Origin of the sequence: Collimonas pratensis (genome assembly GCF_001584185.1) — a bacterium.
GTDB classification, from domain to species: Bacteria; Pseudomonadota; Gammaproteobacteria; order Burkholderiales; family Burkholderiaceae_D; genus Collimonas; species Collimonas pratensis.
In genome coordinates, this window is sequence record NZ_CP013234.1 from 3,200,954 (window position 1) to 3,221,719 (window position 20,766).

The window sequence follows — 20,766 nt, forward strand, 5'->3', positions numbered from 1 at the left end:
CAACATTAAGCCAATAAGCTCTTCATGCTACGCGCATAAGCGGCGAGGCTGGTTTCTTGCAGGCGATGCTTGCGGTCGTTGATGACCCAATGGCCACCCACCATCACATCGCGCACCGGCGTCTGGCCATGGTGGGAAAACACAAAACTGTCCAGCAACTGGTCGCCCTGCTTGCCTTCCAGATCAGCATGCTGCTGGTCCAGCACCAGCAGGTCTGCACTTTGCCCCACCTGCAGCCCTGCCACTTTGCGCCCGCTCGCTGCAGCGCCGCCGTGCAGGGCCTGGCGATACAGGTAAGCGCCAACCGAAGCCGCATGCTCGCCGACCAGCATATTGCGCTGGCGATGCTGCAGGCGCTGACTGTATTCGTACAGACGCAATTCTTCGCTCAGGCTGGTGCTGATATGGCTGTCCGAACCGACACCCCAGGCGCCATGCGCTGCCGCGTACTCGACACCGTTGAAGATACCGTCGCCCAGATTGGCTTCGGTGGTCGGACATATCCCGGCAACGGCGCCGCTGCGCGCCAGGCCGATGGTTTCTTGCGGCGTCATGTGGGTAGCGTGCACCAGGCACCAATGACGGTCGACCGCCATGTTGTCCAGCAGCCACGCCACCGGCGGCGCACCCAGTGCGGCCTTGCCGTCTTCCACTTCCTTGCGCTGTTCGGCGATGTGGATATGCACCGGCGCCTGCGCATCCCACTGTTTGAGCTCAGTCAGCAGCTCCTGCAGCGATTGCGGCGACACCGCGCGCAGCGAATGCGGCGCGACGCCGTAGCGCAAGCCGGCATGCTGCGGATGATCGGCCTGCAGCCGCTGCAGGGCTGCCATCATCCATTGCGGCGAGTTGATGAAGCGCGCTTGCCCCGGATGCGGCGGCTGGGCGCCGAAGCCGCTGTACTGGTACATCACCGGCAGCAAGGTCAGGCCGATGCCAACTTCTTCTGCCGCGGCGATCAGGCAGGCCATGTTTTCTGTCGGATTGGCGTAAGGCTTGCCGTCGCGGTCATGGTGCAGATAGTGGAATTCGCACACCGAAGTGTAGCCGGCCTGCAGCATTTCGATATACAGCTGCGTCGCCACCGCCTTCAGGTCGGCCGGCGACAATTTACCGGCAAACTGGTACATCAGCGTACGCCAGCTCCAGAAGCTGTCGCTGGGATTGGAGCGGTATTCGGTCAGCCCCGCCATGGCGCGCTGGAAGGCATGCGAATGCAGGTTGGCAAGGCCAGGCAGGACCGTGGCGGCGGCGCGCGGCGCCAGGGCCAGCACTTCGGCATCGGGACGCACCGAAGTCAGGATGCCCTGCTCGTCCCATTCCAGCAGGACGTTGTTGCGCCAGCCGTCGGCCAGCAAGGCACGGTCAGCAATCAATTGTCGGATGACTGGTTTCATGGATAGGCTCCTTGATTCATTCCTTGCGGCGCCGCAGGGCTGAAGCGGCCGCCGCGCACTATCGCGTGGCAAGGATTGCGTCCCGACCAGTAGGCCAGTTCCGCCAGCGACTCCACATCCCACAACACGAAATCGGCGGTGCGCCCTGCCGCCAGCAAGCCGTGCCTGTGGTCCTGGCCCAAGGCTTGTGCTGCATGGCTGGTGACGCCCAGCAAGGCTTCCGCCGTCGTCATGCGGAACAGCGTGCATGCCATGTTCAGCATCAGCAGCAAGGACGTGGTCGGCGAGGTGCCGGGATTGCTGTCGGTGGAAATCGCAATCGGTATGCCATGGCGGCGCAGCAATTCCAGCGGCGGCTGTTTGGTTTCGCGGATAAAGTAATAGGCGCCGGGCAGCAGCACGGCGACGGTGCCGCTGTCCTTCATCGCCAGCACATCGGCTTCGTTCAGGTGCTCAAGATGGTCCACCGAGAGAGCTTTGAAACGCGTCGCCAGCTGCGTGCCGCCGATATTCGAGAGCTGGTCGGCGTGCATTTTTACTGGCAATCCCAGGCTTGCGGCGGCCGCAAATACGCGTTCGCTTTGGGCCACCGAAAAGCCGATGTTTTCGCAAAACACATCGACCGCATCGACCAGGCCTTCCGCATGCAACGCCGGCAGCATCTCCTCGCACACCAGCGTGATGTAATCGTCGGCGCGGCCCTGGTACTCGGGCGGCAAGGCATGGGCGCCGAGAAAGGTGGTGTACACCGTGACCGGGTAGTGCTCACCGAGGCGGCGCGCCACGCGCAGCATCTTGCGTTCGCTGGCCAGGTCGAGACCGTAGCCGGACTTGATTTCCAGCGTGGTGACGCCTTCCGCCAGCAGGGCTTGCAGCCGTCTCCCGGATTGCAGGAACAGGCTCTCTTCATCCGCCGCACGGGTCGCCCGCACGGTCGATACGATGCCGCCGCCGCTGCGCGCGATTTCCTCGTAGCTGGCGCCGGCCAGCCGCAAGGCGAACTCGTCGGCACGGTTGCCGCCGTATACCAGATGGGTATGGCAATCGATCAGGCCGGGCGTGATCCAGCGCCGGCCGACATCGTGCTGCGCCAGGTCCGCATTGCGGTATTCGGCAGGCAGCGCGGCCGCGGCGCCGAGCCAGGCGATCAAGCCGTCGCGCACTACCATGGCGCCGCCCAGGATGACGTTGCCAGGATCGCCGGCGGCAGCGATCCTGGCATTCAACCAGATGCCATCGGCTTGCTTGGATAAACTGTGCGCCATGCTGTTTTCCTATTTCACTATTTTATTATTTCATTATTGCTGATTGATGTTGACGCCGATCAGGATGCTGCCGGCGCTCAGGGAACGCAGCGACACCTGGCCCGGCCGCTGCTCCCAGACCAGGCTCTGGCGCGGCTCCAGGGTGGCGTGTTCGCCGTCCTGCGCCAGCACGTCCCAGCGCCCTTGCACGCAAAACAGTAGATTGCAGCCCTGCTCCAGGTCTTGATCAATCGACCACACGCGGACCTCGCCGGCGACTGCGCCGCGCCTCAGCATCAGGTTGAAATCCTGGCAGGCGCCGCCCGCCAGTTCCGCCGTGACCTGATCTTCGCCACGAAAGCGATGTGGCTGCAGGCGCGACAGCAACACGTGATTGCCGCTGTCGGACACCAGATCCATGCCCTCGCCTTCCAGCAAAGTGATGACCCGGTCGACCCCGGCAAAGCTGGAAAAGGCGCCGGACTGGCTAACATCGGCGATGCTGACCCGCCATAAAAAATCGTCAAAGGAGGCTCCCGCCGGCTGGCAATGCAACTCGCGCGTGACGCCGCCGCCGTTCTTCCAGGGCGTGGCTGGCAAGTCTTCAAACTCGATCAGTTTCATTGGCTCGCTCTATAAACGCGTGACACATTCCGGGCTGGGACCGGCCTTGCTCTGCCCGCCCCAGTCTGGTTCTTGCTTTCTTGCTTAACGGCTGTACAGCTCGGCAAACAGCGCTTTGCAGCTGTCGCTGACCGCGCCTTGCAGCACCAGCTGCTTGGCGGCTTCGATATCCGGTGCGAAGAAGCGGTCCTTGTCGTAGAAGCTTACCTGTGCGCGCAAGCGCTGGTGCACCTCGTCCAGCATCGGCGAGGTGGTCAGCGGCTGATGGCAGTCGACCCCTTGCGCCGCCGCCAGCAATTCAATCGCCACAATGGTCGCCGTATTGTGCGCCATTTCATGCAGGCGGCGGCCGGCGAAGGTGGCCATGCTGACGTGGTCTTCCTGGTTGGCGGAAGTCGGCAGGCTGTCGACGCTGGCCGGATGCGCCAGCGCCTTGTTCTCGGAGGCCAGCGCGGCGGCCGTGACATGAGCGATCATGAAGCCGGAGTTGAGGCCGGATGATTGCACCAGGAACGGCGGCAAGCCGGACAGCGAGGAATCGATCAGCAGTGCGATGCGGCGCTCCGACAAGGCGCCGATCTCGGCAATCGCCAGCGCCAGCGTATCCGCTGCGAAAGCCACCGGCTCGGCGTGGAAATTGCCGCCGGAAATGACTTCATCATGCTCGGCGTAGATCAGCGGATTGTCGGTCACGGCATTGGCTTCGATCAGCAAGGTGCGCGCGGCGTTACCGATGATGTCGACGCAAGCGCCCATCACCTGCGGCTGGCAGCGCAAGCTGTACGGGTCCTGCACGCGCTCGTCGTTGACCAAGTGCGATTGCCGGATCGCGCTGCCGCTCAGCAGCTGACGATAGATCTTGGCCGTGGCGATCTGGCCCGGCTGGCCGCGCACTTCATGCACGCGCGGATCGAACGGCGCATCGCTGCCGCGCGCCGCATCCACTGCCAGTGCGCCGGTGACGGTTGCGGCTTCCAGCACGCGCTCGGCCAGGAACAGGCCGTTCAAGGTCAGCGCAGTAGAGACCTGGGTGCCGTTGATCAGCGCCAGGCCTTCCTTGGCCGCCAGCACGATCGGCGTGATGCCGGCTGCGGCCAGCGCTTCCCTGGCATCAACCAGCTTGCCGTCGACCCGCACCTGGCCTTCGCCCAGGATCGCCAGCGTCATGTGCGACAGCGGCGCCAGGTCGCCGGAAGCGCCGACCGAACCCTTGACCGGGATGCAAGGCATGATGCCGGCGTTGTAGATCGCCAGCAGGGTATCGATCACCCGCGCACGGATGCCGGAAAAGCCGCGCGCCAGGCTGGCGATTTTCATGGCCAGGATCAGGCGCACGGCGCCGTCGTCGATAAGGTCGCCGGTGCCGACTGAATGCGAGAGGATCAGGTTACGCTGCAGCAGTTCCAGCTGCTCGTCCGGGATACGGGTCTTGGCCAGCTTGCCAAAGCCGGTATTGATGCCGTAGGCGGCATCGCCGCGCTCGACGATGCGCGCCACCGTGGCGGCAGAAGCATTGATGGCGTCGTAAGCGGATGGCGGCAAGGCCAGCGGAACGGCTTCGGCCCAGATGCTGCGAATCTCTGCCAGGGTCATTTTTCCAGGTTGCAGAGTCAACGATGTTTTCATGGTCATTTCTTTCAAAAATAGCGCAGTAATATTAGCAATACGCGTTAACGAATACGTTATGGCAAAACAAAAAACAGTTTCAAGACAGGCTCAATCCAGCGGCCGGCCTGCCTTGTCTTGAATCAGGGGCAAGGACAGCAAAGCAATCAGGACGCAAGCGATGACATACCAGGAAGGCGCCAGCTTGCTGCCGGACAGCGCCATCAGCTCGGTCGCAAAGAACGGCGCGAAACCGCCGAAGATGGAAACGCCGACACAATACACTACCGACATGCCGGTCACCCGCACCGGACGCGGAAACATTTCAGGCAGCATGACCAGGCCCGGTACCGCGATGAAGGTAGTCAGGAAAGACAGCAAAGCGATGGTCGGCAGCAGGACCTCCAGCATGGCATACGCATTGATGAGCCTGAATGCGGGATAGATCACCAGCGCCAGTAGCACGCAAAAGGCCCCAAACACTTTCTTGCGGCCGATCCGGTCCGACAGCTTGCCCGCGAACGGCGCGGTCACGGCGGCGACGCCAGCGGCAACGCAGGCTGCTGCCAGCCCGGCCGACATCGACATGTGCAGAATCTTGCTGGCGTAGGTCGGGATGTAGTACAGGGTAATGTAGATGGCGGCAGTATTACCCATGGTGAGCAGAATGCCCGCAACTATCTGCTTCCTGTGCTGCGCGAACACGGTGCGAATGGCGCTGCCCTGGCTGCGCTTACCGCTAGCCACAGGGCCGTCGTCCAGGGTTTCATGCAGGTTGCGACGGATGAACACGCCCAGCGGCCCCATCAGCAAGCCGATCGCAAACGGAATGCGCCAGCCCCAGCCCTCCAGCGCCGCGGTGCTCAGCACCGCTGTCAGCAGCAAACCCGTGAGCGCGCCCAGCAAGGCGCTCAAGTTCTGGCTAACCGCCTGCAAGCCGCCATAGAAGCCACGCGAACTGTCATCGGCGTATTCCATCAGCAAGGAAGTGGAAGCGCCGATTTCGCCGCCGAGAGCAAAGCCCTGTAGCAGGCGCGCCGCCACGATCAGCATGGGCGCCGCCAGGCCGATCTGAGCATAAGTCGGGGCAAACACGATCATCGCCGAGCCCAAGGCCATCAGTTGCAGGGTCAAGGTCATGGCTGCCTTGCGGCCGGCGCGGTCGGCATACGCTCCCAGCAGCACGCCGCCGACCGGCCGTGCCACAAAGCCGATGCCGAAGGTGGCCGTCACCAGCAGCAGCTGGGCGATATCGCCGGTGGCCGGGAAATACAGTTTGCCGATGATGATGGCGAAAAAGCTGTACGAGGTGAACTCGAAGTACTCCAAGCCGTTGCCGATGGTGATCGCCGCCACTGCCTTGGCGCGCTTGAGTTTCCCCACCGGCGCCTGCGCATGCAACGTTGTTTCCGCGCCGGCAAGCACCGCACTGCCCTGACTTATTTCCATGCCTTGTCTCCTGTATAAGCTGCGCCACCGCTCATTTTTATATTCTGCTTTGGCAGTGGCGCAGGGTCGAACATGCGATGCTTATTTATTGATCATCGGCAGGTTCAGATTGTGGCGCTTGGCGCACTCGATTGCCGCTTCATAGCCGGCATCAGCATGGCGCATGACACCGGACGCGCAATCGTTGACCAGCACCCGCGCCAGGCGCTTGGCGGCGGCGTCGGTGCCGTCGGCGACGATCACCATGCCAGAGTGCTGCGAATAGCCCATGCCGACGCCGCCGCCGTGATGCAGCGAGACCCAGGTGGCGCCGCCGGAGGTATTCAGCAAAGCGTTCAGCAACGGCCAGTCGGAGACAGCATCGGTGCCGTCCTTCATGCTTTCGGTTTCGCGGTTCGGGCTGGCGACCGAGCCGGTGTCCAGGTGATCGCGGCCGATCACGATCGGCGCTTTCAGTTCGCCGGTGCGCACCATTTCATTGAAGGCCAGGCCGGCGATATGGCGTTCCCCCAAGCCCAGCCAGCAAATCCGCGCCGGCAAGCCCTGGAAGGAAATGCGTTCGCGCGCCATGTCCAGCCAGCGGTGCACGTGTTTGTTTTGCGGGAACAGCTCCTTGATCTTGGCGTCGGTCTTATAGATGTCTTCCGGATCGCCGGACAAGGCGACCCAGCGGAACGGTCCCTTGCCCTCGCAGAACAGGGGGCGGATATAAGCCGGCACAAAGCCAGGGAAATCGAAGGCGTTCTTGACGCCCTGGTCGAAGGCCACCTGGCGGATATTGTTGCCGTAGTCGACAGTCTTGATGCCCATTGCATGGAAATCCAGCATCGCTTGCACATGCTGCGCGCAAGAGTGGGCAGCATCGGCAGTCAGCCGCGCCTGCTGCGACGGATCATTTTGCGCCGCCACCCATTGCTCGACGCTCCAGCCGATCGGCAAATAGCCGTTGATCAGGTCATGCGCCGAGGTCTGGTCGGTCACCAGGTCGGGCTTGATGCCGCCGGCCTTGGCGCGCTTCACCAGCTCCGGCAGCACTTCCGCGGCATTGCTGAGCAGGCCGATGGAAATCGCTTCCTTGCGTTCGGTGTGGTACTTGATCAGGTCGAGCGCGTCGTCCAGGTTTTTTGCTTGCTTGTCGAGATAGCGCGTGCGCAAGCGGAAATCGATGCTGGACTGCTTGCATTCGATGGTCAGCGAAGCCGCTCCAGCCAGGGTCGCCGCCAGCGGCTGGGCGCCGCCCATGCCGCCGAGACCGGCCGTCAGGATCCAGCGGCCGGAGAGGTCGCCGCCGAAATGCTGGCGGCCGGCTTCGGCAAAGGTTTCAAAAGTACCTTGCACGATGCCCTGGCTGCCGATGTAGATCCAGCTGCCGGCAGTCATCTGGCCGTACATGAACAAGCCTTTGCGGTCGAGTTCGTTGAAGTGCTCCCAATTGGCCCATTTCGGCACCAGGTTGGAATTGGCCAGCAGGACGCGCGGCGCATCGGCATGAGTCTGGAACACGCCGACCGGCTTGCCGGACTGGATCAGCAGGGTTTCGTTGTCATTCAGATTGGTCAGCGCTTCGACGATCTTGTCGAAACAGGCCCAGTCGCGCGCGGCGCGGCCGATGCCGCCATACACCACCAGGTCGTTCGGGCGCTCGGCCACTTCCGGATCGAGATTGTTCATCAGCATGCGCAACGGCGCTTCGGTCAGCCAGCTCTTGGCAGTCAGGGTAGTGCCGCGGGCGGCGCGGATGGTGCGGCTAGGGTCACGCCGTGGATCGGTAGTGGTTGTCATGTGGCTAATCTCCTTAAAAATATCGGTGCGCCGATTTGCTATCCTGACTGCCCGAAAATAAACAACAAGTTGTATAGTCCAGTAAAATATAATGCCTATACAACTTAGTCAATCGAATTTACACATAGTCGTTAGCAGATTCCGGCTATCCCGAATGAAGCGCAATGCGCTACCCTGCAAAAATATGTTGACTTCAAGTACGCTTGAACTTCCATACTTGGCTGGTCGGCAACTGCGCTGGTAACTGAGTTAGTATCCGTGATGAAAATTTATCGAGTAGGAGCCGGCATATGCATGGCGCAATAGAAAAAAAGGCAATTCCCGCATTCCAGCAGGTAAAAGACCACGTGCTGCAGCAGATCCGCGGCGGCGAATGGAAGCCGGGCGACCTGATCCCGTCCGAGCGCGAACTGATGATCCAGTTCAACCTGTCGCGCATGACCGTCAACCGCGCCCTGCGCGAACTGACCGACAACCAGCTGCTGGTGCGCATCCAGGGTTCCGGCACCTATGTCGCGCCGGGAAAATACCAGTCTACACTGGTGGAAATCCGCAGTATCGACGATGAACTGGTGGCCCGTGGCCACCGCTACCGCAGTCAGGTGCTGACGCTGGAAGCCAGCACCACGCCGGTGGCGCTGAAGGCGCTGGGACTGGATGCCGGACCGGCGTTCCACTCGGTGATCGTGCACTTCGCCGACGACATCCCAATCCAGCTGGAAGACCGCTACACCAATCCGCAGCTGTTTCCCGACTACCTGCAACAGGATTTTCATCTGGTGACGCCAAACCACTATATGGTGCAGATCGCCCCGCTCGACCGCGCCGAATACAGCATCGAATCGAAAATGCCTGAAGCGGCCATGCGCAAGCTGCTGCAGATGGAAGCCGGCGAGCCCTGCTTGCTGCTGTCGCGCCGCACCTGGGTGCACGATACGGTGGCGACTGCAGTCACGCTGTGGCATCCCGGCTCAAGGTATCAGTTTACCGGCGGCTTCTAAGTCAGCCAGACCGCGCCAGCACCGCCCAGGATCGGCGCCCGGCGCCGGTGCGGGCCAGCCACGCCATTTCAACTTATCAGTATCTATCAGGACAGACTCATCCATGTCGCCTACATCTAACGCTATTCCCACCGATCCGCCGCCAGCCAGCTGGTCTGACCTGCTATCGGGGCGAAACGCCCTGCGCTCGCTGACCCTGGCCGGCGGCATCGGCATGCATGCCACCAATGTCTACATCGTCACCACTATCCTGCCATCGGTGGTGAAAGATATCGGCGGCCTTGAATACTATGCCTGGGCCACCTCGCTGTTTGTGGTGGCTTCCATCGTCGCTGCCGGCCTGGCTTCAAGACTGGTGGAATGGCTGGGCTACCGCTCCGCCAGCCTGCTCGCCCTGCTGGTGTTTTCGATCGGCTCGGCCGGCTGCGCGCTGGCGCCGCACATGGTGTGGCTACTGCTGGCGCGCACCGTCCAGGGCTTCGGCGGCGGCGTGCTGGTCGCGCTGTCCTACGCCATGATCCGGGTGGTGTTTGCGCCGCCGCTATGGTCGCGCGCCATGGCGCTGATGTCCGGCATGTGGGGCATATCCACCTTGTCCGGGCCGGCCATCGGCGGCATGTTTGCGCAAGCCGGCAGCTGGCGCGGCGCTTTCTGGTTCTTGCTGCCGGCGGCAGCCATCCTCGCGCTGCTGGTGCAGTTTACGCTGAAAATTCCGGCAGAAACTCGCTCGGAAGAAAAGGCGGACAGCATCCCCCTCACCAAGATATTGCTGCTGGCGGCGGCCGTGTTGTCGGTGTCCGCAGCCAGCCTGTTCAGCAGCACCGTCATGAATATAGTCGGCATCGTCTTTGGCATCGCCCTGATCGCTTTGATCGCCCGGCTGGAGCAGCGCCCTGGCGCGCGCTTGCTGCCGAGCGGTGCATTTTCCCTGCGCAGCCGCATCGGCGCACTGTACGCCACCATGATCCTGATGATCCTGGGACTGACCACGGAAATCTACGTGCCGTATTTCCTGCAGGTGATCCAGGGTCATTCACCGCTGCTGGCCGGCTACCTGACCGGCATCATGTCCTGCGGCTGGACCCTGGCGGCCCTGCTGTTCTCCAGCTATGGCGGCGCCCGCGCGCGGTTTGTCATGAAGGCCGGGCCGCTGGTGGTGATTGCCGCCCTTCTCGCCCTGTCGTTCATGCTGCCGTCAGCCACCGTGCTGGACAGCTACGGCCTGCTGCCGCTGTGCATCGCCCTGATACTGGTCGGCTTCGGCATCGGTATGGGCATGCCGCATCTGATGGCCAGCATCCTGAGCAGCGCGCATCCCGACGAAGGCAACCTGGCCGCCTACTCGCTGACCACGGTGCAGCTGTTCGCCACTGCCATCGGCGCCGCCCTGGCCGGCATGGTGACATCGCTGTCCGGCCTGGCCGACCCGGGCGGTTTGCCAGGTGCGGAAAATGCGGCACAATGGCTATTCATCTGCTTTGCGCTAGCGCCGCTGCTGGCATTTTTCACGGTACGCCAGGCTTTGCGCTTAAAGGCCCCGGCGGCTGCAACGCCCGGCGCCGGCCAACGCATGCAACACGATCAGCCACTACAGGAACCTCTGCCATGAGCAGCACGCCTCCAAAACCAGCGGTCTCGCCGCTCAAGGCCAGCACGGAAACCGTCACCAGCGTCCACAACTGGACCGACAAGCTGTTTTCATTCCGCACTACCCGTCCGGCCGGCTATCAGTTCACGCCGGGGCAGTTCGCCCGCCTGGGCGTGACGGTTGGCGAAGAAACCTTGTGGCGCGCCTATTCGCTTACTTCCGCCGCGGAGGAAAACGAGTTGGAGTATTTCCTGGTGCAGGTTCCGGGCGGCCAGTTCACCGAACAGCTGAAAAACCTGACACCGGGCGATCCTGTGCTGGTGGAGAAGTTCAGCTACGGCTTCATGACCGCCGACCGCTTTGTCGACGGCGAAGATCTGTGGATGCTGGCCACCGGCACCGGGCTCGGTCCCTTCATATCTATCCTGCAAGACCCGATGGTGTGGCAGAAATTCCGTCACCTGATCCTGGTGCATTGCGTGCGCAATGCCGAAGAACTGGCCTACCAGGAACTGCTGGCTGCCCTGCCGCAGCGGCCGCATCTGGCTGCCGGCGGCGCGCGCCTGCAACTGATCCGCGCCACCACGCGCGATGCCGTGGCCGCGCCCGGCAACCTGCAGGGACGCATCACCACCCTGCTGACCAGCGGCGCGCTGGAAGCCGCAGCCGGTTTGCCGATCACGGTGGAGGCATCGCGCATCATGATGTGCGGTAATCCGGAAATGATCACGGAAACGCGCGAAATTCTGCATCAAAGAGGCTTGCGCCCTTGCCGGCGGGCCGTGCCGGGGCAGTTTGTGACCGAAGACTATTGGTAAGCGAGACTAGTGTCGTGTCATGCCTCATCTGTCGGTATATCGCGCCAAGGACAAGCGAGATGCCGACAGATGAGGCATGACACGACACTAGACTTCGAGCCACTTCTGCCGTATGGCGGGACTAGCGCGCAGCTGCGCCGGCGTCCCGCCAAACACAATCCGGCCGTGCCCCATCACCAGCACGCGGTCAGAAATTTCCAGCGCGATGCCGAGTTTTTGCTCCACCAGCAGTATCCCTAAGCCCTGCGCCCGCAGCGCCGACAAATGTTGCGCCACGGTTCGCGCCATGTCCGGCGCCAGCCCTTCCGTCGGCTCGTCCACCATCAACAAGCGCGGCTTGCCCATCAGGCTGCGGCACAGACTGAGCATCTGCTGCTCGCCGCCGGACAACAGGCCGGCAGCGACATGCTTGCGCACTGCCAGCTGCGGCATCAGGCGCCACACCTCGTCCAGGGCCGCCGGCTCCTGCCGCAGCTGCCCCAGTAACAGATTCTGCTGCACCGTCAACGTAGGAAACACTGCGCGCTCTTCAGGCACGTAAGCCATGCCATGGCGGGCGATCTGGAAGGTCTTCAGGCCGATTAGCTCGATGCCGTTCAGCCGCACAGAACCGTGACAACGCAACATGCCCATGACCGCTTTCAGCGTAGTGGAACGGCCGGCGCCGTTTCGGCCCAGCAGGCTGACGATTTCACCGGCGCCGACCTCAAGATCGACGCCATGCAGTACCCGGCCCTGATCGTAGAAGGCGTGCAAGCCGCGGATTTCCAGCAAGGCGCTCATGGCTGCTGTGCCTCCATGCCTAGATAAGCTTCCTGCACGGCGCGATTGGCGCGGATCGCCGCCGGCGTGTCGCAAGCGATGATGCGGCCATCGACCAGTACCGCAATACGGTCCACCAGGCCGAACACCACGTCCATATCGTGCTCGATCAGCAGCAGGGTTTTGCCGCTGCTCACGCGCCGGATCAGCTCGGTCGCAGCGGCGGCCTCGTCGCGATTCATGCCGGCGGTCGGCTCATCCAGCAACAGCAGGCTGGCGCCGCCGGCAATCGTGATGCCGATCTCCAGCGCGCGCTGGGTGGCATAACTGAGGTCGCCGGCGAGTGTTGCGGCGTGCTTCTGCAGGCCGCATTGCTGCAGCATTTCCTCGATGCGATCATTGACTTTACCTAGCCCGGACAGGCGCCGCCAGAAGGTATAGCGATAACCATGCGCCGCTAGCACCGCCGTCCGCAGGTTCTCCGTCACACTCAGGCGCGGGAAGATGCTGGTGATCTGGAAGCTGCGCGCCAGCCCCAGCCGGCTGATCTGGAACGGCGTCATGCCGCCGATCTCGCGCCCGCGCAGCAGAAGCTCGCCGCTGCTGGGAGCGATGGCTCCCGATATCAGGTTGAACAGGGTCGATTTTCCAGCACCGTTGGGGCCGATCAACGCCAGCTTTTCTCCTTCCCGCAACTGCAAGGCAGCGCCGTTGATAATGCGCGTGGCGCCGAACTGCTTGTGCAGGTTGCGCAATTCGAGAATGGGCGGATGCAATTGATCGCTCACAGGACCGCCGCGCGCCGGTACAGCATTTCAATCAGGAACACGACGGCGCCGGCTATCAGCAGCCCAGTCGCCAGGCGCAGCCAAGCACGCGCTGTAATCAGGCGCCAGCCGCCAAACAGCTTGATGCAGGCGCCTGCAATGCCGCCCGGCGCGAACAGCACGATCAGCAAGAACAGCAAGCCCAGGTACAGTTGCCAGCCGCGGGTGTAAGCCGACAGCAAAGAAGAAAACAGCACGCCGGTAATCGCCCCTATCATCGGCCCGAAGAAATAACCGATGCCGCCGATGAAGGTGAACAGCAGGATTTGCGCAGAGCGCAGCAGGCTCAGGTTTTCGGCGCTGACGATTTCAAAATTGATCGCGGTCAACGCGCCGCCGATGCCGGCGAAGAAGGCCGACAACATGAACATCAGGTAACGCACCCGGCGCGGATCGTGGCCAATGAAGGCAGCGCGCTGCGGATTGTCGCGCACCGCATTGGCGATACGGCCCAGCGGCGTCTGCGTCAGGCCGTACATGGCTGCCGCGCAGATGAAAAGCCAGAAGGCAATCAGGTAGTAGACCTGCAGCTGCGAAGAAAAATCGATGCCGAGGAACGGCGCGCCCAGCACACGATCGGTGCTGACGCCGCTCTCGCCGCCAAACCAGGCAGGAAACATCAACACGGCAGCGGCCACCAATTCCACCAGCGCCAAACTGATCATCGACAATGCGGTTCCCGCCCGGCGCGTAGTGACATAGCCGAATACCGCGCCCGCCAGCATGCCGGCCACGCCGCCGGCCAAAGGCACCAGCAACAGCGCGGCTGCGCCGCTGCCCGCCAACCGGTTCATCAAATGCGCGCTGGCGAAAGCCGCCAGGCCAGAGTACACGGCATGGCCGAAAGACAGCATGCCGCTTTGCCCCAACAGCATGTTGAAGGACAGCGCCAGGACCATCATGCAACCGCACTGCGACAGGATCGACAGCGCGGCGCTTTGGGCAAACAGCAGCGGCGCCCCCAGCAGCAGCAAGGCGAATGCCGGCCAGAGCAATTTGCCGCGCCAGGAAGAAAGCGCCATCTGCATCAATCCCGCACTCCGAACAAGCCGCGCGGACGCAGCAGCATGACCAGCACCAGCAGCAGATAGGGCAAGACCGGGGCCACTTGCGCCAGCGTCAGCCGCAGCAAGGAATAGCCGACTACGTCAGGCCCAAGCTGGACGCCCCAGTGCGCCAGGCCGCTCAGCAAAGAAACGTCCAGCGCCACCGCATAAGTCTGCAAAACGCCGATCAGCAGCGACGCGATGAAGGCGCCCTTCAGCGAGCCAAGGCCGCCGACCACCACTACCACGAAAATAATGCTGCCGACGCCGGCCGCCATGCCCGGCTCGGTGACGAAGGCATTGCCACCCACCACGCCAGCCAGGCCGGCCAGCGCGCAGCCCGCGGCAAACACCAAAGTGAACAGCCGCGGCACATTGTGGCCCAGCGCTTCCAGCATCTGCGGATGGGTCAGCGCCGCCTGGATCAGCAAGCCGATGCGGGAGCGCTGCAGCAGCCAGCCGGCCGCCGCCAGTATCAGCAGCGCAAGCAGCATCATGAAGCCGCGATAGGCCGGAAATGTCGTCGAATACAAGGTAAACAAAGGACCATCAAGCTGCGCCGGAATCGCGTACGGCAGCGCCGATTTGCCCCACACCAGCTGCACCAATTCGATCGCCACATACGACAGACCAAAAGTGAACAGCAGTTCCGCCACCTGGCCATGGCGCCGCACATGGCGCAGTCCAACCCGCTCGACCAACGCCCCCAGCAGGCCGACCAGCAGCGGCGCCAGCAGCAGCGCCGGCCAGAATCCCAGCCGGATGCTGATGGCATAGGCAAAATAAGCGCCCAGCATATAGAAACTGGCATGCGCAAAATTCAGCACGCCCAGCATGCTGAATATCAGGGTCAACCCCGCTGACAGGAGGAATAGCAGCAGTCCGTAACTGAGGCCATTCAGCAAAGTGATGAGGGTAAATTCCATTGTGCGGATATGTGATGCTCAGGTCCGGCATTCTACCGGTTTGTCCAAAAACCATATTTATCAATCCACCGGCATTTTTACCAAGGTAATATTGACACAACAATTAAACCCGGGTAATATTTAAGCAATCACCTAACTCACGAGAAGCATGCCGCCATGAGCACATCGACCAACCCGGTAATCGCCTTTGCCGGATCGCACCGCATCGCCACCGGCCAGCTCGCGCTGGTGGCCTTGAAAGCCAAGGAACTGCTGGACCGCAACGACAACGCGACTATTCTGATTTTCGACGATGTCACCAGTGAGCAGGTCGAAGTGGATTTCCGCGGCAGCGCCGAGCAAGTGCTGCAGCGCCTGGCTGCCGGCGCCGCCGCCGCCGCCGTGCCAGCAGAAAGTCCCGACAGCCATGAACCCGCGCGCGGCCCGGGCCGCCCCAAACTGGGCGTCGTCGGCCGCGAAGTGACGCTGCTGCCGCGGCACTGGGACTGGCTCAACGCCCAAGCCGGCGGCGCCTCGGTGGCCCTACGCAAACTGGTGGAAGAAGCGCGCCGCCACAGCGAACAGCGCGATCAGCTGCGCCGCGCCCAGGAATACGCCTATCACTTCATGTCGGCGATGGCTGGCAACAGTGTGAATTTCGAGGAAGCGACACGGGCTTTGTTTGCCGGCGACCAGGCTGGATTCGAGTTGCTGGTTGAGGCGTGGACGCCGGATGTGCGCGATCATCTCATCACGCTGGCAAACCGCGCCTTCTCCGTACAGGCATAGCGGCCGTAAGTAATCGTACTTGGGTCAGCCATGCGATACTTGGAGACCGACATATTCATAGATGCGTGCAATGAACACTGATTTGGCTACTTCCGAAACCTCCACGCACGAACTTCTGCATTTCGCCAACGCATTTGCGGGCTTGCCAGCGCCCTTTCATACCCGGCTGCTGCCGACGCCGCTGCCCGCCCCCTATCTGGTGGATGCCAGCCAATCCGCAGCGCAACTGATCGGGCTGGAGTCAGCCGCATTTGAAAGCGCCGACCTGATTCAGACGCTCAGCGGCAACCGCATAGCTGCTGGCTCGCAACCGCTGGCAGCGGTCTATTCCGGCCACCAATTCGGCGTCTGGGCCGGCCAGCTGGGCGATGGCCGCGCCATCCTGCTGGGCGATGTCGCCGCCACTAATGGCGGACGCATGGAACTGCAGCTCAAAGGCGCCGGCGCCACGCCCTACTCGCGCATGGGCGACGGCCGCGCCGTGCTGCGTTCCTCGATCCGTGAATATCTGTGCTCGGAAGCGATGGCGGCGCTTGGCATCCCTACTTCGCGCGCCCTGGCCATCGTCGGTTCCGGCCAGTGGGCGATGCGCGAGCGGCCCGAGACGACCGCCGTGGTGACGCGCATGGCGCCCAGCTTCGTGCGCTTCGGCTCTTTCGAGCACTGGTATTACAATAACCAGCACGATGCCCTGAAAACCCTGGCCGACTATGTCATCGCCGGCTTTTATCCGGAATTGCTGGCCGCTGATAATCCTTACCAGGCGCTGCTGGCCGAGGTCACCCGCCGCACCGCCCATCTGATGGCGCAATGGCAGGCGGTCGGCTTCATGCATGGGGTCATGAATACCGACAATATGTCTATCCTGGGGCTGACGCTGGATTACGGCCCGTTCGGCTTCATGGAAGCCTATGACCCCAGCCATATCTGCAACCATACCGACCAGCAGGGCCGCTACGCCTATAACAAGCAGCCGCAGATCGGCCACTGGAACTGCTTTGCGCTGGGCCAAGCCTTGTTGCCGCTGATCGGCAGCGTCGAGGCGACCGAAGCGGCGTTGAGCGGCTATCAGGCGCAATACGGGGCAAAACTGGATGAATTGCTGCATGCCAAGCTGGGGCTGGCGACACAGCAGGCTGACGATGACAAGCTGCTGGATGCCATGTTTGCGCTGATGCAAGTCAGCCACGTCGATTTCACGCTGTTTTTCCGCCGCCTGGGGGCTTTGCGGCTGGACGATGCCGGCGCCGACGCCCCCTTGCGCGACTTATTCCTGGACCGTGCGGCATTCGACGCCTGGGCGTTACAATACCGGGCACGCCTGAAACTGGAAAATAGCCGGGACGACAGCCGCAAGCTTGCAATGGATAGCTGCAACCCCAAATATGTATTACGAAACTATTTGGCGCAAACCGCAATCGAACAGGCGCAAAACAAGGACTTCTCGGAAGTCAGGAAATTACTGGAAATTCTCGAAAACCCGTTTGACGAACAGCCGCAGCACGCAAAGTACGCCGAATTGCCTCCTGACTGGGCGCGCGGACTCGAAGTCAGCTGTTCGTCTTAGATTGGCATGGATTGGAATAAAACATGAGCAGCAAAATCGTCAAGACCGACGCCGAATGGCGCGCCGAGCTGGATCCGATGGAATACGAAGTGACCCGCCATGCGGCGACCGAACGGGCTTTCACCGGGCGCTTCTGGGACCATCACGAACACGGCATCTATACCTGTGTGTGCTGCAATACGCCCTTGTTCGAATCGGACGCCAAGTTCGATTCCGGCTGCGGCTGGCCGAGCTACTTCAAAGCCATCAATCCCGACAATGTAGAAGAGCGCATCGACCGCACTCATGGCATGATGCGCACTGAAATTTTATGCAAAGTGTGCGATGCCCATCTCGGCCACGTGTTTCCGGACGGGCCGCCGCCTACCGGCTTGCGTTACTGCATCAACTCGGCCTCGCTGCGGTTCGACCCGGCAGGCTGATTTTTCAAGCGCGCATTTATTCTGATTTATCCTGACTGAAAGCACAGCAAACACATGAAGTTCCTGTTCGACCTTTTCCCGGTAATACTTTTCTTCGGCATCTTCAAATGGAGCGAAGGAAGTCCCGAGGCCGCGCAAGCGCTGGTCAGCAATTATCTCTCAGGCTTCGTTTCCGGCGGTGTCGTCACCGCCGCGCAAGCGCCGGTGCTGCTGGCGACCGCGGTGGCGATCGTCGCCACGATAGCGCAGATCGGCTACCTGCTGCTGCGCCGCAAGAAAGTCGACGCCATGCTGTGGGTCTCGCTACTGATCATTACCGTATTCGGCGGCGCCACCATCTACTTCCATAACGAGACCTTCATCAAATGGAAGCCGACCGTGCTGTATTGGGCGTTTGCCGCGGCCTTGGTGGTGAGCCAGCTGCTGCTAAAGAAGAATCTGGTCCGTACCATGATGGAGAAACAGTTGGCCTTGCCGGAGCCGATCTGGGCTCGGGTCGGCCTGGCCTGGGTCGCCTTCTTCGCCTTCATGGGCTGCCTGAACCTGTATATCGCCTTCAATTACCCGACTGCGACCTGGGTTAACTTCAAGCTGTTCGGCGGCATGGGGCTGATGTTTGTCTTCGTCATCGGTCAAAGCATCCTGCTCTCTAAATACATCAAGGACCCAGATGAACCCAAGACTTGATACCATTCGTAACAAATTGACAGCTACACTTGCGCCGCTGGAATGTATAGTGGAGGACGAATCGGCGCTGCATGTGGGACACGCCGGCGCCGCCTCTGGCGGTGGACACTACCGGGTACGAATAGTTTGCGCGCTTTTTGAGGGACAAAATCGCTTAAAACGGCATAGGCTGGTGTATGATTGCCTGGCTGATATGATGCACGCTGAAATTCATGCACTGGCTATCACTGCACTGGCACCATCTGAAACAAAAACTGCGTAGAACATATCTATATGCAATCGGAAAGAATAATTGTCCTTCAAATATACTTCGGTTATTCTGCCTTGGTTCGCATTAATTAATTTATTAACAACCTCCCCAAATTAGGATTTGATAATGACATTTAAACCTTCACGTTTACTGGTGGTACTTTTTGCAGCTGCTGCATTGCCTGTCATGGCACAAAACCTGGCAGTCGTGAACGGTAAGGCTATCCCATCGTCGCGCGCCGACATGATGATCAAGCAATTGTCCGCTCAGGGCGGCGCTCAGGGTGGTCAACCCGACACCCCGGAACTGCGCAACATGGTCAAAGATGAACTGATCAACCGCGAAGTGCTGATCCAGGAAGCTGACAAGCTGGGCTTGGGCAACAACCCTGACGTCAAGGCGCAAGCCGACATCGCCCGTCAATCGATCCTGATCCGTGCTCTGGTCGCCGACTTCATCAAGAAGAACCCGATCAAGGATGCCGATATCCAGGCTGAGTACGACAAGTTCAAGGCACAGGCCGGCGACAAGGAATACCATGCACAGCATATCCTGGTCGAGAACGAAGCCGATGCAAAATCCATCATCGCCAAGCTGAAAGCCGGCGGCAAGTTTGAAGATTTGGCCAAGCAATCGAAGGATCCAGGTTCGGCAGCCAACGGCGGCGATCTGGGCTGGGCAACGCCAGCTTCGTTCGTGAAGCCATTCTCCGATGCGCTGGTAGCACTGAAGCCAGGTCAACTGACTGACACACCGGTCAAGACCCAGTTCGGCTATCACGTGATCAAGCTGGACGAAGTCCGTCCTGCCAAGATCCCAACACTGGCTGAAGTCAAGCCGCAAATCACTGAAGCCCTGCAACAGAAGAAACTGCAGGCTTACCAGCAAGATCTGCGTGCAAAAGCGAAGATTCAATAAGCATACCTGGCAAAACACCGCTGATAAAAAGCGCTCTTCGGAGCGCTTTTTTTACGCCCACGTGTTTATTCAATCGGCGTTGATGGAATTAAAACAAGCAATTACAATGAAGCAACTCAATCTCGGGATCGCACAATGGCCGCCACGCTGCTCAATGTATCCAGCCTCTGCAAATCCTATGGCGACAGGCGCGCGGTCGATGGCGTTTCATTCCAGGTCCGGCAGGGCCAGACGCTAGGCCTGATCGGCCCCAACGGCGCCGGCAAGTCGACCACGGTCAGCCTGATCTGCGGCCTGCTGCGGCCGGACGCCGGCGAAATCCTGCTGGACGGGGTTGCGGTCAACGCCGGCAACAGCGCCGCCAAGCACAAGATCGGCCTGGTGCCGCAAGACCTGGCGCTGTACGAAGACTTGTCGGCCAACGAGAACCTGAAACTGTTCGGCGCGCTTTACGGCCTTGGTGGCAATCAACTGAAGACACGCTGCAGCGAAGTGCTGGCGCTGGTCAACCTGAGCGACCGCGCAGCCGACAAGCCGAGCAGTTTTTCCGGCGGCATGAAGCGCAGGCTCAACATTGCCGCCGCGCTGCTGCACGATCCGCAGCTGCTGATCCTGGACGAGCCGACCGTCGGCGTCGATCCGCAAAGCCGCAACGCCATCTTCGACAGCCTTGAGCAGCTCAAGCGCCAGGGCCGCTCGCTGATCTACACCAGCCACTACATGGAAGAAATCGAAAGGCTGGCCGATCACATCGTCGTCATCGACCACGGCAAAGTACTGGCCGATGAAACCCCGGCCGCGCTGTACCGGCGGCTGCCGGCGCAAGCCGCGCTGCAGGTGGACCTGGCACAGCCGGCCGACACCGGCCTGCTGGATCAGATTCGTCGCCAGCCCGGCGTCATCGGTATCGCCGGCAAAGACAGCAGCCTGCAGATCGACCTGCGCGCGACAGACGATGCGCTGCCGCTGTTGCAATGGCTGAGCGCCAACGGTCGGCCGCCGCTGCACTTCATGACCGCCAAGGCCAAGCTGGAAGACATTTTCCTCGGTCTGACCGGACGCAGCCTGCGCGACTGAGCGCCGGC

20 protein-coding genes are annotated in these 20,766 nt (G+C 61.5%); 10 read left to right on the plus strand and 10 right to left on the minus strand.

All coding sequences use genetic code 11. The features are described from left to right. Positions 1-5: 5 nt before the first annotated feature. The 6 genes from CPter91_RS14330 to hutU all read right to left on the minus strand — a co-directional run bounded on the left by CPter91_RS14330 (position 6) and on the right by hutU (position 8,101). The gene (locus CPter91_RS14330; protein ID WP_061941399.1) at positions 6-1,397 is read right to left on the minus strand and encodes a formimidoylglutamate deiminase; all 1,392 of its coding nucleotides are present in this window, start codon (positions 1,395-1,397) and stop codon (positions 6-8) included. After that, a complete protein-coding gene (gene hutI, locus CPter91_RS14335) occupies positions 1,394-2,662 on the minus strand; it encodes an imidazolonepropionase (RefSeq protein ID WP_061941401.1) in 1,269 nt (422 codons plus the stop codon). The genes CPter91_RS14330 and hutI overlap by 4 nt, the downstream gene beginning before the upstream one ends. A 33-nt stretch (positions 2,663-2,695) precedes the next feature. After that, on the minus strand, positions 2,696-3,265 hold the full coding sequence (locus tag CPter91_RS14340; protein WP_061941403.1) for a HutD/Ves family protein: 570 nt from the start codon (positions 3,263-3,265) through the stop codon (positions 2,696-2,698). Positions 3,266-3,349: 84 nt separating this feature from the next. Continuing rightward, complete coding sequence (gene hutH, locus CPter91_RS14345; protein WP_061941405.1) at positions 3,350-4,897, minus strand: histidine ammonia-lyase; 1,548 nt, start codon at positions 4,895-4,897, stop codon at positions 3,350-3,352. 84 nt (positions 4,898-4,981) lie between these two features. Beyond that, positions 4,982-6,319 carry an MFS transporter gene (locus CPter91_RS14350; protein WP_061941407.1) on the minus strand — a complete coding sequence of 446 codons (1,338 nt, stop codon included), beginning with the start codon at positions 6,317-6,319 and terminating at the stop codon, positions 4,982-4,984. An 81-nt stretch (positions 6,320-6,400) separates the two neighbouring features. Then, positions 6,401-8,101, minus strand: coding sequence for a urocanate hydratase (gene hutU / locus CPter91_RS14355; RefSeq protein WP_061941409.1), 1,701 nt, complete (start codon positions 8,099-8,101; stop codon positions 6,401-6,403). A gap of 290 nt (positions 8,102-8,391) precedes the next feature. On the opposite strand from hutU, the gene hutC reads away from it, so the two are divergent. The 3 genes from hutC to CPter91_RS14370 all read left to right on the plus strand — a co-directional run bounded on the left by hutC (position 8,392) and on the right by CPter91_RS14370 (position 11,508). Beyond that, complete coding sequence (hutC, locus tag CPter91_RS14360) at positions 8,392-9,102, plus strand: histidine utilization repressor (RefSeq protein WP_082792853.1); 711 nt, start codon at positions 8,392-8,394, stop codon at positions 9,100-9,102. 103 nt (positions 9,103-9,205) lie between these two features. After that, the gene (locus CPter91_RS14365; protein WP_061941410.1) at positions 9,206-10,711 is read left to right on the plus strand and encodes an MFS transporter; all 1,506 of its coding nucleotides are present in this window, start codon (positions 9,206-9,208) and stop codon (positions 10,709-10,711) included. Next, positions 10,708-11,508: a ferredoxin--NADP reductase gene (locus tag CPter91_RS14370; protein WP_061941412.1), complete on the plus strand. Its 801-nt coding sequence runs from the start codon at positions 10,708-10,710 to the stop codon at positions 11,506-11,508. Before CPter91_RS14365 ends, CPter91_RS14370 begins: the two co-directional genes overlap by 4 nt. An 87-nt stretch (positions 11,509-11,595) precedes the next feature. Here CPter91_RS14370 and CPter91_RS14375 read toward each other — a convergent pair whose 3' ends face one another. Genes CPter91_RS14375 through CPter91_RS14390 form a run of 4 tightly spaced genes read right to left on the minus strand, consistent with a single transcriptional unit; the run spans position 11,596 to position 15,069 of the window. Continuing rightward, complete coding sequence (locus CPter91_RS14375) at positions 11,596-12,291, minus strand: ABC transporter ATP-binding protein (RefSeq protein WP_205631605.1); 696 nt, start codon at positions 12,289-12,291, stop codon at positions 11,596-11,598. Further along, a complete protein-coding gene (locus CPter91_RS14380; protein ID WP_061941414.1) occupies positions 12,288-13,058 on the minus strand; it encodes an ABC transporter ATP-binding protein in 771 nt (256 codons plus the stop codon). Before CPter91_RS14380 ends, CPter91_RS14375 begins: the two co-directional genes overlap by 4 nt. Next, positions 13,055-14,119, minus strand: coding sequence for a branched-chain amino acid ABC transporter permease (locus tag CPter91_RS14385; protein WP_099047300.1), 1,065 nt, complete (start codon positions 14,117-14,119; stop codon positions 13,055-13,057). Before CPter91_RS14385 ends, CPter91_RS14380 begins: the two co-directional genes overlap by 4 nt. A gap of 5 nt (positions 14,120-14,124) precedes the next feature. Beyond that, positions 14,125-15,069 carry a branched-chain amino acid ABC transporter permease gene (locus CPter91_RS14390; RefSeq protein WP_061941418.1) on the minus strand — a complete coding sequence of 315 codons (945 nt, stop codon included), beginning with the start codon at positions 15,067-15,069 and terminating at the stop codon, positions 14,125-14,127. A gap of 156 nt (positions 15,070-15,225) precedes the next feature. Here CPter91_RS14390 and CPter91_RS14395 point away from each other — a divergent pair, with 156 nt between their 5' ends. From CPter91_RS14395 to CPter91_RS14420, 7 genes are all read left to right on the plus strand, one after another. After that, positions 15,226-15,837, plus strand: coding sequence for a DUF2239 family protein (locus tag CPter91_RS14395; RefSeq protein WP_061941419.1), 612 nt, complete (start codon positions 15,226-15,228; stop codon positions 15,835-15,837). A gap of 70 nt (positions 15,838-15,907) precedes the next feature. Beyond that, positions 15,908-17,404 carry a protein adenylyltransferase SelO gene (locus tag CPter91_RS14400; RefSeq protein WP_061941421.1) on the plus strand — a complete coding sequence of 499 codons (1,497 nt, stop codon included), beginning with the start codon at positions 15,908-15,910 and terminating at the stop codon, positions 17,402-17,404. A 23-nt stretch (positions 17,405-17,427) separates the two neighbouring features. After that, positions 17,428-17,826 (plus strand): peptide-methionine (R)-S-oxide reductase MsrB, encoded by a 399-nt coding sequence (gene msrB / locus CPter91_RS14405; protein WP_061941423.1) that lies wholly within the window; start codon positions 17,428-17,430, stop codon positions 17,824-17,826. Between the two features lie 54 nt (positions 17,827-17,880). Continuing rightward, positions 17,881-18,513, plus strand: coding sequence for a septation protein A (locus CPter91_RS14410; protein WP_061941425.1), 633 nt, complete (start codon positions 17,881-17,883; stop codon positions 18,511-18,513). Further along, a complete protein-coding gene (locus CPter91_RS25780) occupies positions 18,497-18,775 on the plus strand; it encodes a BolA family protein (RefSeq protein ID WP_082792854.1) in 279 nt (92 codons plus the stop codon). The genes CPter91_RS14410 and CPter91_RS25780 overlap by 17 nt, the downstream gene beginning before the upstream one ends. Positions 18,776-18,889: 114 nt before the next feature. Beyond that, positions 18,890-19,681 (plus strand): peptidylprolyl isomerase, encoded by a 792-nt coding sequence (locus tag CPter91_RS14415; protein ID WP_061941427.1) that lies wholly within the window; start codon positions 18,890-18,892, stop codon positions 19,679-19,681. A 135-nt stretch (positions 19,682-19,816) separates the two neighbouring features. Further along, positions 19,817-20,758, plus strand: a complete 942-nt coding sequence (locus CPter91_RS14420; RefSeq protein WP_061941428.1) for an ABC transporter ATP-binding protein — start codon at positions 19,817-19,819, stop codon at positions 20,756-20,758. Positions 20,759-20,766 lie beyond the last annotated feature (8 nt).

Excerpts from the sequence above, each read along its gene's own strand:
- hutC (WP_082792853.1), top strand. The coding sequence starts at position 8,392 with ATGCATGGCGCAATAGAAAAAAAGGCAATTCCCGCATTCCAGCAGGTA.
- CPter91_RS14385 (WP_099047300.1), bottom strand. The coding sequence starts at position 14,119 with ATGGCGCTTTCTTCCTGGCGCGGCAAATTGCTCTGGCCGGCATTCGCC.
- msrB (WP_061941423.1), top strand. The coding sequence starts at position 17,428 with ATGAGCAGCAAAATCGTCAAGACCGACGCCGAATGGCGCGCCGAGCTG.
- hutI (WP_061941401.1), bottom strand. The coding sequence starts at position 2,662 with ATGGCGCACAGTTTATCCAAGCAAGCCGATGGCATCTGGTTGAATGCC.
- CPter91_RS14370 (WP_061941412.1), top strand. The coding sequence starts at position 10,708 with ATGAGCAGCACGCCTCCAAAACCAGCGGTCTCGCCGCTCAAGGCCAGC.
- hutU (WP_061941409.1), bottom strand. The coding sequence starts at position 8,101 with ATGACAACCACTACCGATCCACGGCGTGACCCTAGCCGCACCATCCGC.
- CPter91_RS14375 (WP_205631605.1), bottom strand. The coding sequence starts at position 12,291 with ATGAGCGCCTTGCTGGAAATCCGCGGCTTGCACGCCTTCTACGATCAG.
- CPter91_RS25780 (WP_082792854.1), top strand. The coding sequence starts at position 18,497 with ATGAACCCAAGACTTGATACCATTCGTAACAAATTGACAGCTACACTT.
- hutH (WP_061941405.1), bottom strand. The coding sequence starts at position 4,897 with ATGACCATGAAAACATCGTTGACTCTGCAACCTGGAAAAATGACCCTG.
- CPter91_RS14340 (WP_061941403.1), bottom strand. The coding sequence starts at position 3,265 with ATGAAACTGATCGAGTTTGAAGACTTGCCAGCCACGCCCTGGAAGAAC.
- CPter91_RS14400 (WP_061941421.1), top strand. The coding sequence starts at position 15,908 with ATGAACACTGATTTGGCTACTTCCGAAACCTCCACGCACGAACTTCTG.
- CPter91_RS14350 (WP_061941407.1), bottom strand. The coding sequence starts at position 6,319 with ATGGAAATAAGTCAGGGCAGTGCGGTGCTTGCCGGCGCGGAAACAACG.
- CPter91_RS14410 (WP_061941425.1), top strand. The coding sequence starts at position 17,881 with ATGAAGTTCCTGTTCGACCTTTTCCCGGTAATACTTTTCTTCGGCATC.
- CPter91_RS14390 (WP_061941418.1), bottom strand. The coding sequence starts at position 15,069 with ATGGAATTTACCCTCATCACTTTGCTGAATGGCCTCAGTTACGGACTG.
- CPter91_RS14395 (WP_061941419.1), top strand. The coding sequence starts at position 15,226 with ATGAGCACATCGACCAACCCGGTAATCGCCTTTGCCGGATCGCACCGC.
- CPter91_RS14365 (WP_061941410.1), top strand. The coding sequence starts at position 9,206 with ATGTCGCCTACATCTAACGCTATTCCCACCGATCCGCCGCCAGCCAGC.
- CPter91_RS14330 (WP_061941399.1), bottom strand. The coding sequence starts at position 1,397 with ATGAAACCAGTCATCCGACAATTGATTGCTGACCGTGCCTTGCTGGCC.
- CPter91_RS14420 (WP_061941428.1), top strand. The coding sequence starts at position 19,817 with ATGGCCGCCACGCTGCTCAATGTATCCAGCCTCTGCAAATCCTATGGC.
- CPter91_RS14415 (WP_061941427.1), top strand. The coding sequence starts at position 18,890 with ATGACATTTAAACCTTCACGTTTACTGGTGGTACTTTTTGCAGCTGCT.